This window comes from Streptomyces lushanensis, assembly GCF_001700515.1.
GTDB classification, from domain to species: domain Bacteria; phylum Actinomycetota; class Actinomycetes; order Streptomycetales; family Streptomycetaceae; genus Streptomyces; species Streptomyces lushanensis.
Genome location: NZ_MAUD01000084.1, coordinates 1 through 15079 on the forward strand (window position 1 = coordinate 1; position 15079 = coordinate 15079).

13 protein-coding genes are annotated in these 15079 nt (G+C 68.6%); all 13 read left to right on the forward strand.

The genetic code is table 11. From position 1 onward, the window contains the following. Positions 1 to 6900, forward strand: a 6900-nt coding sequence (locus BFF77_RS07710) for a beta-ketoacyl synthase N-terminal-like domain-containing protein (protein WP_066945369.1), incomplete at its 5' end; no start/stop codon positions are given. 98 nt (positions 6901 to 6998) lie between these two features. Next, the gene (locus BFF77_RS07715) at positions 6999 to 7871 is read left to right on the forward strand and encodes a TauD/TfdA dioxygenase family protein (protein WP_066945372.1); all 873 of its coding nucleotides are present in this window, start codon (positions 6999 to 7001) and stop codon (positions 7869 to 7871) included. 81 nt (positions 7872 to 7952) lie between these two features. Then, complete coding sequence (mug, locus tag BFF77_RS07720; protein ID WP_079124930.1) at positions 7953 to 8474, forward strand: G/U mismatch-specific DNA glycosylase; 522 nt, start codon at positions 7953 to 7955, stop codon at positions 8472 to 8474. A gap of 231 nt (positions 8475 to 8705) precedes the next feature. Further along, on the forward strand, positions 8706 to 8939 hold the full coding sequence (locus BFF77_RS07725) for a hypothetical protein (protein WP_066945375.1): 234 nt from the start codon (positions 8706 to 8708) through the stop codon (positions 8937 to 8939). A gap of 29 nt (positions 8940 to 8968) precedes the next feature. Continuing rightward, positions 8969 to 9472, forward strand: a complete 504-nt coding sequence (locus tag BFF77_RS07730; RefSeq protein WP_425424353.1) for a DUF6879 family protein — start codon at positions 8969 to 8971, stop codon at positions 9470 to 9472. Beyond that, the gene (locus tag BFF77_RS07735; RefSeq protein WP_066945381.1) at positions 9435 to 10331 is read left to right on the forward strand and encodes a helix-turn-helix domain-containing protein; all 897 of its coding nucleotides are present in this window, start codon (positions 9435 to 9437) and stop codon (positions 10329 to 10331) included. The genes BFF77_RS07730 and BFF77_RS07735 overlap by 38 nt, the downstream gene beginning before the upstream one ends. Continuing rightward, positions 10328 to 10927, forward strand: a complete 600-nt coding sequence (locus BFF77_RS35105) for a DUF5677 domain-containing protein (protein WP_141698387.1) — start codon at positions 10328 to 10330, stop codon at positions 10925 to 10927. Before BFF77_RS07735 ends, BFF77_RS35105 begins: the two co-directional genes overlap by 4 nt. Positions 10928 to 11114: 187 nt before the next feature. Next, complete coding sequence (locus BFF77_RS07740) at positions 11115 to 12272, forward strand: radical SAM family protein (RefSeq protein WP_245703306.1); 1158 nt, start codon at positions 11115 to 11117, stop codon at positions 12270 to 12272. Beyond that, positions 12265 to 12855: a 3'-5' exonuclease gene (locus tag BFF77_RS07745; RefSeq protein WP_066945387.1), complete on the forward strand. Its 591-nt coding sequence runs from the start codon at positions 12265 to 12267 to the stop codon at positions 12853 to 12855. Before BFF77_RS07740 ends, BFF77_RS07745 begins: the two co-directional genes overlap by 8 nt. 13 nt (positions 12856 to 12868) lie before the next feature. Continuing rightward, entirely contained in the window at positions 12869 to 13474 is a 606-nt protein-coding gene (tmk, locus tag BFF77_RS07750; protein WP_211280179.1) for a dTMP kinase, read from the forward strand. A 141-nt stretch (positions 13475 to 13615) separates the two neighbouring features. Then, complete coding sequence (locus BFF77_RS07755; protein WP_066945390.1) at positions 13616 to 13978, forward strand: hypothetical protein; 363 nt, start codon at positions 13616 to 13618, stop codon at positions 13976 to 13978. A 216-nt stretch (positions 13979 to 14194) separates the two neighbouring features. After that, positions 14195 to 14359, forward strand: a complete 165-nt coding sequence (locus BFF77_RS35495) for a hypothetical protein (protein WP_169922631.1) — start codon at positions 14195 to 14197, stop codon at positions 14357 to 14359. A 416-nt stretch (positions 14360 to 14775) separates the two neighbouring features. Then, complete coding sequence (locus BFF77_RS35500) at positions 14776 to 14934, forward strand: hypothetical protein (protein ID WP_169922632.1); 159 nt, start codon at positions 14776 to 14778, stop codon at positions 14932 to 14934. Positions 14935 to 15079: the final 145 nt, after the last annotated feature.

Here is a 15079-nt window from a genome sequence, read left to right on the forward strand (position 1 = left end):
CACGAGGATCTGCGCGCCCAGTCGCTGCGTCTGGGCGCCGGTGCGCGAGAGGTGCTGGAGCGGCAGGACGTGGCACTGGCCGATGTGCTGTCCGGCCGGGAGACGGGTGCGAACACGGACACGGCTACGGCTACGGCTACGGGTGCCCGTACGGGAACGGGCACGGGCACGGCTCCGTTCGACTTCCTCTTCGTCCTGGAGAACACCGACTTCGCCGCGCTCGCGCTGCCGGGCTGCGCCTCCCGACCACTGTGGTGGGCGCCCGCCGAGGCCAAGTGCCCGCTGACGCTCTCGGTGGTCGAGCACGCGGACGGCTTCGACTGTCTGTGGGAGTACGCCGACGACCACTTCGACGCCGCCGAGGCCGAGGCGATGTCCGCCCTGTTCCTGCGGGGCCTCGACCTGCTCGCCGACGGGGGTACGGCGACTCCCGCCGAGCTCGCGGCGTCCTACCGGAGCGCTCTGCCCGACCACGGCCGGGGCGCGGCGGCCGATCCGGCCTGGACGACGGTGGCCGAGGGCTTCGCACGGCAGGTCGCGCTGACTCCGGACGCACCGGCCCTGATGACCGGTGACGGCGCGCTCGGTTACGCCCGGCTCGACGCGTACGCGGCGGCCCTCGCCGCCGAACTGCGGGCGGCGCACCGGTTGCCGCAGGAGCACGACAGCCCGTGCGCCGTCGCGCTGTACTTCGAGCCGTCGGTCGAGCATGTCGTGGCGCTCCTGGCACTGGCGCGGCTCAATCTGACCGTCGTACCGCTGGACCCGTCCTATCCGCCCGGCCTGCTGCGCCAGATCCTGGCGCGGGTGGAGCCGCTCTGTGTGCTGCTCCCGCCCGGCGCCGGGACGGCGTTCGACACCGTCGATCCGGGCGGAGTCGTGCGCCACACCGTCACCCTGCCGGCCGCCGGGGACCCCGGGGCGGAACCCGCCGGTGGAGCGGCCGGTGGAGCGACCGTGGCACCGCACCACGGTGCCCGTCCGCTCTACACCCTGTTCACCTCGGGCTCCACCGGCACACCCAAGGGGGTGCGGGTGTCCGACCGTACGCTGGCCAATCTGCTCCAGTGGCAGACGGGGTCGGGCGGTCTGGCCGCGCCCGCCGCCACCCAGCAGTTCTCCATGCTCTCCTTCGACGTCTCCTTCCAGGAGATCTTCGGCACGCTGTGCGGCGGCGGGTGTCTGCATCTCGTACGGCCCGGCTGGCGCCAGGACGCCCCGGCGCTGCTGGAGCAGCTCGAATCGGCCGGCATCGAGCGCGTGTTCATGCCGTATGTGGCACTCCAGCTCCTTGCCGAGCACGCCGTCCATCTGGGCCGGTACCCCTCACGGCTGCGGGAGGTGGTGACCGCCGGCGAGCAGCTCGTCTGCACCGACGCCATCCGGCGCTGGTTCGCGGGCATGCCCGGAGCGCGGCTGTTCAACCACTACGGCCCGACCGAGACGCATGTGGTCAGCGCCCTGTGTCTGGAGGGGGACCCGGCGCGGTGGCCGGAGCGCCCGGCCATCGGCCGGCCCGTCGCGGGCGCGGTGCTACGGGTGGTGGACGAGGCGGACGAGGCCGTGCCGCCGGGGCGCACGGGTGAGCTGCTGATCGGCGGAACGATGGCCACCCGCTGCTATCTGGGCGATCCGGCGCTCAACGGGACGCGTTTCGTCGAGCTGCCCGGACTCGGGCTGTTCTACCGCAGCGGTGACCGGGCGCACTTCGACCGCGAGGGCCTTCTGCACTACTCGGGCCGTGACGACCAGCAGATCAAGCTGAGCGGGCACCGGCTGGAACTGGGCCAGGTCGAGGCGGCCCTGCTGCGGCATCCGGAGATCGTCAACGCCGTGGTCGTCCAGGACGGCGACGAACTGGTGGCCTGCCTCCAGTTCCGCGAGGAGACGGCGGCGGAGCCATCGACGGGAACGCGAAGCGTGCCGGGAACGCGGGCGCCGGCGGCCGAGACGCTTGTCGCCCATCTGGCCCCGCTGCTGCCTCCGTACGTACGGATCGGCCGCTTCCGGCGGCTGACGGCGCTGCCGCTGACGCCCAGCGGCAAGCTGGACCGCAAGGCCGCGCTGCGGGCACCGGGTGAGGAACTGCGCCGGGGCTCCGGCGCCCTGCCCGCGCTGTCGGAGCACGAGGCCCGGCTGTCCGAGGCGTTCGAGGCGGTGACCGGCTCGCCCATCGGCCCCGACCAGACCTTCTTCGAGGCCGGTGCGTCGAGTCTGGGGCTGATGCGTTTCCATCTGCGCTGCACCACCGGGCTGGGACTGCGTTTCACCGTCGCCGACCTGTTCGAGCATGTCACGGTACGAGCGCTGGCCCGCTTCCTGGACGGCGGGCGGACGGCGCAGGACGTCGGGCGGACGGCACGGGACGGCGGGCCCGGTCCCGCCGTCACCCGGCGCGGAGAGGACCGCGCCCCGGAGAGCGGGCGCGGGACGGGCCGCGCCTCCTCGGCCGACGAGCCGATCGCCGTCATCGGCATGGCCGTGCGGCTGCCGGGCGCCGCCGGTCTGTCCGCGTTCTGGGAGATGGTCGAGGCGGGCGGGCGCGGCATCGAGCACTTCGACGCCCCGGACGGCGTCGTCGGAGCGCGCAGCCAGATGGACGGTCTGCTGGCCTTCGATCCGGACCACTTCGGCATCAGCCGCCAGGAGGCCCGGCTGATGGACCCGCAGCAGCGGCATCTGCTGATGAGCTGCTCCGACGCGCTGGCGCACGCCGGGATCGGCGACGCGTCCCGACTGCGTGTCGGGCTCATCGCCGGAGCCGGTGAGAGCACCTACTTCCAGGCCATGCTGCGCGAGGCGGACCCGGCGCATCTGCCCGACGGCTTCCGGCTGGCCCTCCACCACGAGAAGGACTTCCTCGCGACCAAGGCGGCCTACCATCTCGGGCTGAGCGGCCCGGCCTTCACCGCGCAGGCGGCCTGTGCCAGTTCGCTGGTCGCGGTCCATCTCGCCGCCGCGCTGCTGCGGCAGGGCGACGCCGAGGTGATGCTGGCGGGCGGTGTGCTCGTCGACACGGAGCCGACCGACGGATACCGCTACCGCCCGCAGCACATCTTCTCCGAGGACGGGCACTGCCGGCCGTTCAGCGACGACGCGAGCGGCACGATCGGGGCCAGCGGTGTCGGTGTGGTGGTGCTCAAGCCGCTGGCGCGGGCCCGGCGCGACGGCGACACCGTCTACTCGGTGATCACCGGCTCGGCCGTGAACAACGACGGTTGCGACAAGCTCAGTTACAGCGCGCCCTCGCTCACCGGCCAGCGGGAGGTGATCCGCTCCGCCCTGCGGCGCGCCGGCCGGGTCGGTGCCGACCTCGGCTATGTCGAGGCGCACGGCACCGGCACCCGGCTGGGCGATCCGGTGGAGGTCGGCGCGCTGCGTCAGGCGTTCGACGTGGCGGAGTCCGGCCGTACCGCCCTGACCTCGGTCAAGAGCCAGATCGGTCATCTCGGCGCGGCGGCGGGCGTGGTCGGACTGGTGCGCGCCGTGCTCTCCGTCCATCACGGTCTCATCCCGCCCCATGCCGACTTCCATGCCTTCAATCCGCAGATCGGACCGGATCCGGCGCCGTTCTACATCCCGACGCGGGCGATGCCCTGGCCCGCCGGCCGGGACCGGGTGGCCGCCGTGAGCAGCTTCGGTATCGGCGGCACCAACGCGCATGTGGTTCTGGAGGCGGACGGGCCGGGCACCGAACCGGGCGGGTCCGCCGGGCCGCCCGCCGCCGCGGTGCCCTGTCTGGTGCTCTCCAACAGCGGCGAGGCCGGTCTGCGGGCGGACGCCGCGCGTGTGGCCGAGTATCTGACGGCCCGTCCCGAGGAGTACGGGAAGGTCCTGCGCCATCTCCAGGCGGGCCGTCCGGCACGCCGCCACCGGATCGCGGCGGTCTGCCCGGACGCGCGCGCCGCCGTGGAGTGGCTGCGGAGCGGGTGGACGTCGCGGGAGACGGCGCCGACGGTCGCCCTGCCCCTCCCGGCGACGGGCAGGTCGGCGGAGGAGCTGGCCGCCGCGTGGAGAACCGGCCGGAGGATCGACTGGCCGGCGGGACCCGCGCAGGCGCCCTGGGACTTCCCCGCGCCCGCCTTCGACCTGGCCGACTACGACTTCGTCCGCGCGGCGGGTGCGGCGGGTGCGGCGGGTGCGGCGGGTGCGGTGGGTACGGCGGAGAGTACCGGCCCGGCGGAGAGGGAGGCACCGCGGCGGCTTCCGGAGGCCGACTGGCTGCACCAGCCGCACTGGGTACGGCTGCGCCATGCCGCTCCGGGGGCCGCCGCCACACCGTCGCGTGCGCCGCGTGTGCTGGTCCTGATGACGGACCGTCCGGCCGACTCGGCCTCCGTCCATGCCTTCGAGGCGGTCTACGACCGGGTCGTCCGGGTCGGCGCGGCCGATGCCTTCGCCCGCCGGGACGAGGATGTCTTCGAGGTCGATCCGGCCGACTCCGCGTCGCTTCGTCTCCTGCTCGACGCGCTGGCGGAACCGGGCGCGGGGACACGGCCGGAGGCGGCGCGGTGGGACATCGACTGGCTGCACGCGCTGCCGCTGGCCGTCGACGGCCCGGTCGGTCCCGACTCGATCGCGCGCGCCCGCTGGGCGTGCCTGGACACGACGGCCGCGCTGGTGCGGGCGGTGGCGGACGCCCCGGGGAGAGCACGGCTGCGGCCCTGGTGGCTGTCGTACCGGGCCAGTCCGGTCGAGGGTTCCGTACAGCGCCCGGAACTGGGCCTGCTGGCCGGGATCAGCGAAGTGGCTCCACAGGAGGGCCCGGTGGACGGTCACTGGCTGGACCTTCCCGGCGCCGCTCTCGCCGACTGGGCGCCCGCGCTGGCGACACTGATGGCCGCCGGCGACGCGGACACCGCCGGCGGTCCCGCGGCGGGGCTGCCGAGACAGCTCGCGCTGCGGCAGGGGTTCTGGTGGGAGCGGATCACACTGCCGGTGTCCCCTGCCGCTGTTTCCCCCTCGCCGCTGCCCGTCGGGGGCGGTGTCCATCTGGTCCTGGGCGGTACGGGCGGTATCGGCTCCGGCGCCGCCGCCTGGCTGCTGGAGCGGACGGAGGGCCGGGTGGTTCTGCTGGCCAGACGGGCGCGGCTGCCGCGCGAGCTGGCGCCCTGGGCCGACCGGATCGAACTGGTCGAGGCGGACCTGGCCGAGTCACCGCCCGAGGAACTCATCTCCCGGATCGCCCGTCTGACGTCGCGGCTCGACAGTGTGATCCACGCGGCCGGTGTCGCGGCGGGCGGTCCGATAGTCCGGCGTGACGCCCTCAGGATGCGGGAGGCGACGGCCGCCAAGCTGGGCGGCGCGCTGCTGGTCGAGCGGCTGATCGAGCGGTACCGGCCGACGGTCGCAGTCTATTGTTCATCGATGTCGGCGCTGTTCGGCGGTGTCGGGCAGTTCGACTACGCGGCTGCCAACGGCCTTCTCGACGGCTTCGCCCACCACCGGTCCGACGACACCGGGACGACGGGCGCCGGGCCGGAGGACACGGGGAGGGCGGGCGCCGGGACGCCGGACGCCGGGACAGAGGGCGAGACCACCGTACGGATCGGCATCGACTGGGACATCTGGCGCGAGTCCGGTATGGCGGTGCGCGCGCTGCGCACGAACGCCCGTCACCAGGCGCATCTCGCGGTGGGTCTGACCGTGGACGAGGGCAAGCGGGTGTTCGGCAGAGCCCTGGGGCTCCGGTTGCCGCAGCTCCTCGTCTCGACCACCGCCCTGGACGAGTCCCGTGCCTTCTACGCCGGGTCCGTCACGGTGTCGGACGAGGCCACGACCGCCGCCGGGACCACGGCTCCCGGTGACACCACGGCCGAGGGCGGGGCCATGGTGTCACGGACCGCCACCGCCTCCTCCGGCACGGCGACCGAACGGCTCACCGACTGGCTCCGGGCCTGGCTCGGCGTGGACCGTCTGGACCCGGACGTGCCGCTGTACGACCTCGGCGCCGACTCGCTGACCATGCTGGATCTGATCAGCGAGGTCAAACGGCACTTCGACGTCGAACTCGAACTGTCCTGGCTCAGCCACCGCGTCTCTCTCACCGAGATCCTCACCCGGCTCGGTGCCGCGCCCCCCGTCTCCCCGGCGGCGTCCGGTCCGGCGACGGGACCGGCGACGGCGCCGTCGGAGGGCGACGTGCGGCTGGAGATCTGGCAGGAGGGCACCGGGCACGACGTGCTGTGTCTGGTGCATCCGGTGGGCGGCGACATCCAGTCGTACCGCTCGCTGGTGTCGGCGCTCGACCCGCGCCTGACCGTCTGCCTCATCGCAGATCCCGGACTGCGGACTCCCGTGCCGCCGCCCTGGACGCTGACCGAGCGGGCCCGTCGCTACCACACCGCGCTGCGCGCCCGCTTCCCCGACGGAACCTGGCACCGGCAACTGGCCGGATGGTCGTTCGGCGCCTGGGTGGCCCTGGAGATGGCCGTGGAGGCGGAGGCGGCGGGCCGGCCCGCGGACGCGCTCCATCTCCTCGACCCACCGCCGCCCGGTTCCGGAGCGCTCTTCGGAACCTACGACGAGGGTCAGTTCGAGGCGGTGTTCGCCCAAGAACTCGGCCACAGCGGTCAGGGGCCGGCCGGTGAGGCGGCGCGGGCCTACGCGGAGCGGCTCGCCCGGTGCTGCCGGGCCAATCTGCGCAGCATGGCCGCCCACCGGATACGGCCGCCGGCCGTCACACCCGGCCATCTCTGGCTGGCGGGACAGCCGGTGCCGGGCCTGCCGTCGCTGGGATCAGCGGATGAACAGCTCATGCTGTGGCGGCGGCATCTCCCGGAGCCGAGCACCTGGCACCGGCTGGACACCACTCACTACGGAATCGTCCGCCCGCCCCATGTGGAGGCGGTGGCCACGGCGATCAACGCGGTGTCGCACCGCCTCGCCGAGCCCCGCTGACCTGTGGCGCCACCGACACTCCGGCCCGACGACGGTCGCCCGCGGGCCGTGGAGCCGCGTACCCGCACCTGCCCCATTTCCCCTACAGGAGGAACCGCGTGGAGAGCTACGAACTGGAAGCCGTCGAGCGCGTCACGGCGCGGCCCCGGAGGGAGTACACCACCCTCGCGGTCGACTCCCTCACCCCCGTCATCGGCGCCGAGGTCTCCGGCCTCGATCTCTCGGAGGAGCTGTCGGACGAGCAACTGCGCGAACTGAAGACGGCGTTCCTCGACCATCATGTCCTGGTCTTCCGCGACCAGATCCTCACCCAGGAGCACCACAAGCGCCTCGCGGGCCACTTCGGCGAACTGCGCCCGGTGAACCCTCCGCCGCCGGAGGGCGATCCGTACATCCTGGAGATCAGCACCACGCCCGAGGCGGCGAACGTGGCCGGCAACGGCTGGCACGCGGACGGCACCGCCGACGCGGAGCCCTCACTCGGCTCGATGCTCTACATCACACGCGTGCCCGAGCCGGGCAGCGGCGGCGACACGCTGTTCGCCAACATGCATCTGGCCTACGAGATGCTCTCGCCCGCCCTGCGCGGCTTTCTGGACGGCCTGACCGCCGTGCACGACGGACTCGTGGCGTTCCAGGGCTACACCCCGCCGGCGGGATATGTCGCGCCGAAGAGCGAACACCCGCTGGTGGTACGTCATCCCGAGACCGACCGCAGGCTCCTCTACGTCAACAGGGCCTACACGGCACGCATCCCGCAACTCTCGCCGGACGAGAGCCGGGCGCTGCTCGACATGCTGTTCAATGTGGTGCCGAGCCGCCCCATGCTGACCTGCCGGGTCCGGTGGAGCCCCAACACACTGGTGTTCTGGGACAACCGCTGTGTGCAGCACCACGCGACGTACGACTACTACCCGTTCACCCGCTACGGCCAGCGGGTCGCGATCAACGGGGGTCCTCCCAAGGGCTGAGCGACCCCCTGCCCGCGCCTTCGCCGGGACCCGCCGGCACGGACCGGCGGGCCCGGCCCTGCGGTGACGAGAGGGGACCCGATGAACGACACCCCAGGACATCGCCCGACGCGCGCCGCGCTGGAGGCCGCGCGCGGGACCCGCCTGCCGGACCTGATCGCCGACGACCTGACGGTCCTGCTCGTGGGGATCAATCCGGGTCTCCCGTCCGCCGTGGCGGGCCATCACTTCGCCACCCCCGGAAACAGGCTGTGGCCCGCTCTGTACCGGGCGGGCTTCACACCCCGGCAGCTCAGCGCCACGGAGGAGGACCGGCTGCTGGGATTCGGGATCGGCATCACCAGCATCGTCCGCAGACCGACGGCGCGCGCCTCCGAGCTCACGGCGCCGGAGTACGCGGCAGGCGGCAGACACCTGCGCCGGCTGGTACGCGCCCGCCGCCCCGCCTGGCTCGCCCTCCTGGGCGTCACCGGCTACCGCGCCGCGTTCGACGCGCCGGACGCGACCGTGGGCCACCAGTCCCTGACCATCGGCACCACACAGGTCTGGGTGCTGCCCAATCCCAGCGCTCTCAATGCGGTTACAACTATCCCTCGACCATGATTCACTTCGCCGCCCGACATCCGGTCCGGGGACACCTCTAGTCGATCTTGCGGCAGGGCGGCGACAGATCCACCCTTCCCGCCCCCTGAGGCCCCGGGGACGATCTACGCGGAGCTAGTCTCACCCCTGGCTGACGGTTGGGCGTGTACTCGTCGCCCCCTTGACCACCCCTCGGGAAGGTCGACACGATGACACCGAGAAAGTTTCTCGTCCATTCGAGCAAGGAGAGCCATGCGCGCTCAGTTTCTCGGCAAGGACCCGGAATCGCAGGTGGGCCAGTCGCCGACGCTCTTCGCGACCGACCGCACCGACCGTAAGACCTACATCGCCCAAGGCTGGGTCGTGACCGACCCCCAGGTGCTTGCCGACGTCGGCCCAGTCCCCGAGGGTGAAGCGATCATCGAGATCCCTGAAGATGTCCTGAAGTTCTACGCCCGCCGGTACCAGGAGGAGGAAGGGCACTGAGCCGCATCATCGGCGACGATTTCGGCGAGCTGTTCCGCACCTTCAAGCACACGGCGTTTCGTTTGGAAGTGCGGGACCGCTACGACTCGTCGTACGAGAATGAATCGTTGGGCAAGTTCCTCCGAGAGGAACCCGACGATCTGCCATGGATGCAGGACTGGCTGACCATGATTCGCGAAGCAACGGATAACGGTCTGCGTTTCTCGCGAGTACGGGTCGTCAGCCTGCCTCTGACCGACTACAGCCGCTTTGGTATCTGGTGCGCTCAATTCACCAACGGCGCGGGCGAGGATATTCGGTATCTCACCCGCGATGAAGCCAAGGCCGAGGAACTGCCCAGTCACGACTACTGGTTGTTCGACAGCAGTAAGCTGGTGCGGATGCACTTCGATGATGCGGACCGCTTCCAAGGCGGCGAACTGGTCGAAGATCCGGCCGTGATCATAGAGCACAACTACTGGCGTGACGCCGCCTGGCACCACGCCAGACGACGGGATGACTTTGCCACCGAACAACAGCAGCAGCGCGACTAACGTCCAAGAGGCGCGTAGCGCGCTGGGCAAACGACTCCGTGAACTGCGGCAACAAGCCGGCCTGACCGGCAAGCAGCTCGCGGAGTCGCTGGCATGGCCGCCATCCAAGGTGTCGAAGCTGGAGAACGGTCGGCAGACACCGACCGATGACGACATCCACGGTTGGACGCGGGTCACGGGCACCACGGATGAAGCCGAAGCCCTGCTTGCATCCCTCCACACCCTTGAAGTCCAGCACGCCGAATGGCAACGGCAGTTCAAAACAGGTCTGAGCGCTCACCAAAACGAGATTGCCGACCTGGACGCGCGAACCAAGTTGTTCCGTGCCTTTGAAGCGACAGTCATTCCTGGACTGCTGCAAACGCCCGAGTACGCGCGGGCGCGCTTCGCTCAAGGGATCGCCATGTTCCAGGCACCCAACGACATCAACGAAGCCGTCCGAGCGCGGGCGCAGCGCCAAGAAATTTTGTACCGGGCGGACAAGCGATTCCACTTCGTTCTCACCGAAGCGGCGCTGCGCTTCCGCCTCGCTTCACCAGGAATCACGCTGGGGCAGTTGGATCGGCTGGTTTCCCTCTCCGCGCTGCCGAACGTAAAACTCGGCATCATCGGGTTCGAGACGCACTACGCGGTAGCCCCATGGCACGGCTTCTGGATTCTCGATCACGACCGCGTCATGGTCGAAACCTACTCGGCAGAGCTGAACCTTGCCCAGTCTGGGGAAGTCGATTTGTACGGCCAAGTCTTCGAGCAGCTTGCCGCCGTCGCCAGCTACGGCAGGGCGGCGCGGGCGATCATCACGCGCGTCATCGACGATCTTGCGCCAGAGTCCGCCGACGACAATGAACAGGGAAGGTGAAATCGAAAAATGAGGTGCACCGAGATCGCACCGGCGCCGCTATTGAGACTCTGGCAACGCCAGTTTGCCTAATTGGCGATGACGGCAATGGTGACCGTTTCGATCAGTACGTCATGAACAGCCTGGTGGCCGAGCGTGAACTTCTGGCAGACGTTCAGAAAAACGTAGAACGTCGTGACGGCGAGGTGTGGCCTATCGAGGAGCGCATGAAGCGCTCGATCGCGAAAACCGCGAAAGCTGCAGGCATTGAGGACGTCTCAAAACTTCCCGGGCGGGCCAGAATTGGGTATCCATCGACAGAGGCGCGCATCAAACTGCTCGGACCAAATGCTTACCTCGCCTATCGCATGGGTTCGGTGGAAGTGCACGGCGAATGGAACGGTCTTTATCGCAATCACTCGCCCCTCGAAGGTCTGCAATTTTCCCCCAATGTGAATGGCCTGCATGTCCGCCCTCAAATCCCACTCACGCTCGTCATGCTCTCACTTACTGTCATCCTCGAAAATATCGAAATGCCCCATTCCCGAAAAGGCAGTTATTCAGGCACTCCAATCACCAATAGAGGATCTGCTGCGGCGCGCAAGCAAGGTAGATGACTTGCACGAGCGCTTCCTTGGGGCGTAGCGGGCAGCGGAGGCCGTTCTCATGATTTCCGCACCCTTCACCCATTGGTGGAGTTTCGAGAAATACCAAGAAACTTTCTATACGTGCACCGCTGCGGCCCCTACGCTCCCCGAAGGACGGCGAACCGCGTCCATCCTTCTGGGACTTGGGGAGAGCCAGGTGACCATCACTGTTCCGCTATTGAGCCGGGAACAGATCAACCGACTGCCGGAGCGCGCCCGAGAAGTCGTCGAGTACCGCAAGAGCGGCCTCAGTCTGAACCACATCCAGGGGTGCCCGCTGGACTGCGCCTACTGCATCCGTCACACCTACGGGCTGTGGGACCAACGACAGCCGCGTGCCCTCATGAGCGACGCCCAGGCTGTCGAAGAACTGGTCAATCACCGGTACTTCCAGCCACACGTGACGCCGGTTCAGGTGTTCAACCGGGCCACTGACCCGTTCCTGCCCAACGTCCGGCCGCACACCTTCGCCGTACTGGAAGACCTCGACAAGCGTGAGCTGCGTAACCACGTGTTGGTCATCACCCGGCACGCAATGAGGGCCGACGACGTCGACCGGCTCAACCAACTCCGGCACGTCAAGGTGACGTTGCTGTTCACGTACTCAGGGATCGACAACAAAGACATCGAACCGTACCCGTCCAGCGTGGCCGCCGAGTCGCTCAAGCTCATGAGTGAACCGCCGGGCCGCAGCTATCGGACGGTTCTGTACTGGCGACCGCTGGTGCCAGGTCTCAACGACTCCCCCGCACACCTTGACCGGGTGTACGAGCTGAGTCATCACGCCGACGCCACGGTCTTCACCGGTCTGTTCTACCGGGGCCAGATCGCCGACTACTACAAGGCGAACAACCTCCCGGAGCCGTACGACGAAACCGCCCGCCGCAAGATCGTGCCGGAGACCCTGGAAAAGCGTGTCCTCTCAACGTTCGCCGGCTGCGAGTCGTTGTTCCGCAAAACCTCGTGCGCCGTGTCGTTCGCCCATGGGGAGGCCGACTACAACGGCCACTACGGCATCCGTGAACTGTGCGACATCTGCCCGCTCGCACAGCTCGACCTCTGCAAGAGCGCCCATCGAGTACCAACGGCACAGCAGATACAGGAAGTCGCCTCCGGCATGCCGGACGCCAGCGGCCTCGTGGTCGTCGACGTCACGGAGCGCGCGGCCGTCGTCGCCGGACTCGCCGAGGAACAGCCGCGCTACTACCTGCAACATGCGCTTGGGTTCCAGGTACACGACGTGCGCCACCCGCACCGTGACCGCCGCCATGGTCGGGCAGAAATCGGATGGAAGGAACCCGAGCAAGATGACTGACTGGACGAACCTGGACTACGTCGTCGTGGACGTGGAGGGCAACGGACAGCAGCCGCCCGACCTGGTGGAGTTGGCCGCCGTGCCGATCGTCGGAGGGGTCATCGGGGAACCCGTGAGCTGGTTGGTTCGACCGGATCGGCCGATCACCCCTATGGCCCGAAGGATTCACGGCATCACCAACGAAGCCGTTGCCGACGCGCCGACGTTCGAGGACATCAAGGTCGATGTACTGCTGGCTTTGTCCCACCCAGCGCTGGTGGCCCACAACGCTCACGTGGATGTTGGCGTTCTTCGGCGCAAGCTCACGGGCTGGGAGTGCCCCGAGGTCTTCGACACGCTCAAGCTGTCGCGCCGCTTCGTCCCGAACCAGATGAGTCACAAGCTGGGCTCGTTGGTCGAAGCATTCAAGCTCGCCGAGGGTCTGTCCTCGGAGCTCAGGCCCCACCGCGCCACGTACGACGCCGTTGTCACGGCGCGGCTGTTCCAACTGCTCGCCACGACGAACAGCGTTCTGCGGTCGCTGGATGAAATCCGCGACCAACCGTCAGGGGGTGGCGGGGATGAAGCTGCGACCCTTTTCTAGCCATGAGCGAGGCATGTTCGTCACGGTCGACGGCCCCAGCGGTGCCGGGAAGTCCACGATCGTTCACCACCTGGCGCAGACGCTCGTCGCCGAGGGCGAACACGTCCACGTCACAGCCGAACCGTCGAAGGGAGCGATAGGGGATCTCTGCCGCCAGTTGACCGAAACGGTCACCGGTCACGCCCTCGCGTGCTTGTACGCCGCCGACCGGTACCACCACGTCGAGACGGAAGTACGACCGCACCTCGAAGACGGCCGGACGGTCATCAGCGACCGGTACATCCCCTCCGGTCTGGTCATGCAGCGCTTCGACGGTGTTGATCCGTCGTTCCTCTGGCAGCTCAACGCCGAGGCTGATCGGCCCGACCTCGCGGTAATCCTCGAAGCTGACCCCGAGGTCATCTCCGAGCGGCTGACGGAGCGCGGACCGCATAACCGCTTCCAGCTCGCACCGGGCAGCTCTCATGCAGAAGTTCACTTCTACCAGCAGGCGACCGTGCGCCTGATCCAGGCCGGTTTCGATGTGCTGCGGGTGGACTGCAACCAGCAACCGCCCGAAAAGGTGGCAGACGTCATCCGCGATCAGCTGACGACCTTCTTCGCAGCACCTCGTCAGTAACGCGCCCGTGATGGGTGAGGCGTGCACTTCCCGCTGAAACACCATCGGGTGACTCAGCAACCCACGAAACAGCAGGGCTGGCGACGTTGGCTTCAGCGTCCGTCGCCAGCCCTGCACCCCGTTCCTGCGGAGCGCAGAGCGATGAAGCCTCCGATCTACGGCTACGTTCGGGTACTTCCTGACCTGGATGACCAAGCCGTCAGCTACCTACACGATGAACTGGCCCACTTCGCCTTTGCGGCGGGGTTCACGCTGGCCGGGGCCTTTGTCGAACGCCGATGGCTCCGCCTGGCTGCCTGGGATGCGTTAGTCGACCACTGCAATCAGCACGAGGTGCGAAACGTGGTCGTGCCAACTTCCGAGCACCTGCACACGTTGCCCGCCCTGTCCTTCGTGATGCAGAGCGTCATCAAGGAGGTCATAGGGGGCCGCGTCTGGTTCGTCCATCCCGGCACAGCCGAGGAGCTGTCGTGTCCGTCCAGGCCAAGGAGCACCGCCCCGTGAACGTACCCCGTCAACCGAACCAGCTCTTCACCACCAGTATCCGTCTGGCCGCCGTGTCCTCGGCCGTACCGTGCTCGCGGATGTTCGTGCGGGATGTCCTCGATCGTTGGAAGCTCGGCGATCACATCGAAGTTGCCGAACTGGTGGTGAGCGAGCTCCGTCGAACTGCTTTTCAACGCGAGGAAGCAGCAGGCCACAGCTGCACTGCGCATGCACTTGACCGAGACCGCCATGCACGACGTAACCGACATGGTGGGCCTGGCCCGACAGCTTGCGGGCGGTGATCCGCTCCTCGCTCAGGAGCTAGGCAAGCTGGTCGCCGAGTTCAACCGGCAGACGGCCCGCGACATCCGTAGCTTCGGTAACGGGCTCGGCCCCTGATGAACCTCGCCGACCTGGTGGAGCGGGTTGTCTTGCTTTTCCTTGGCTTCGGTCTACTCGTGGGCTACGTCCACGACAAGGCGACTGAGAAGAGGAACGCCCAGCGTCCCGACCCCTGGCGTGAGTCGATTGAAGTCCACACCAGGATGCGAGCCCGCAAGCGCGACGTCAGGCGTCAGATGCTCCAGGCAGCCGAGCGGTACCGCCCCTGATCTTCGCCGACCAGCCCCCTTTCGAAGGTCGTCACCTTTCACTCTGCGCTGGGGAAGACAGCCGAGAACATTCCTCGGCCATAGCAACCCCTGCACCCGGCGACCTTCGGCGACGGGACCGTGTCATTGATCCGCTCCACCAACCCTCCGCCGACCACGCCTTGTAGGCCGGCGGCACCAGCCCGAAAGGTCCGAGGTCCGACCGTGGCGAAGGCCCGGAATTTGTTGCTGCTCCTGCTGCTGGCCGCGCTGACGATCCGCGTCCTCTGGCTGGCCGTTGAACCGATCCTTCCTTACCTCGTGAGCGGCCTGGCGGTGCTGCTCGTGCTGGGGTTCATCTACCGCCGCATGACGAGGTGGTGAGGAAATGTCACGGATCTACCGACTGAACTTGCCGTGGGACCTGAGCGCCGACCAAGCGGTCACGTGGCTGTGTGCTTGCTCCGGCACGCTTACCACCGGGCCGCGGCGGCTCTTGGACGTCTCGTCCATGGTGTTCGAGGTCGAG

Bases quoted from the DNA above. Each gene is read 5' to 3' on its own strand.
- mug (WP_079124930.1), top strand. From the start codon at position 7,953: ATGAACGACACCCCAGGACATCGCCCGACGCGCGCCGCGCTGGAGGCC.
- BFF77_RS07725 (WP_066945375.1), top strand. From the start codon at position 8,706: ATGCGCGCTCAGTTTCTCGGCAAGGACCCGGAATCGCAGGTGGGCCAG.
- BFF77_RS07735 (WP_066945381.1), top strand. From the start codon at position 9,435: ATGACTTTGCCACCGAACAACAGCAGCAGCGCGACTAACGTCCAAGAG.
- BFF77_RS07745 (WP_066945387.1), top strand. From the start codon at position 12,265: ATGACTGACTGGACGAACCTGGACTACGTCGTCGTGGACGTGGAGGGC.
- tmk (WP_211280179.1), top strand. From the start codon at position 12,869: ATGTTCGTCACGGTCGACGGCCCCAGCGGTGCCGGGAAGTCCACGATC.
- BFF77_RS07755 (WP_066945390.1), top strand. From the start codon at position 13,616: ATGAAGCCTCCGATCTACGGCTACGTTCGGGTACTTCCTGACCTGGAT.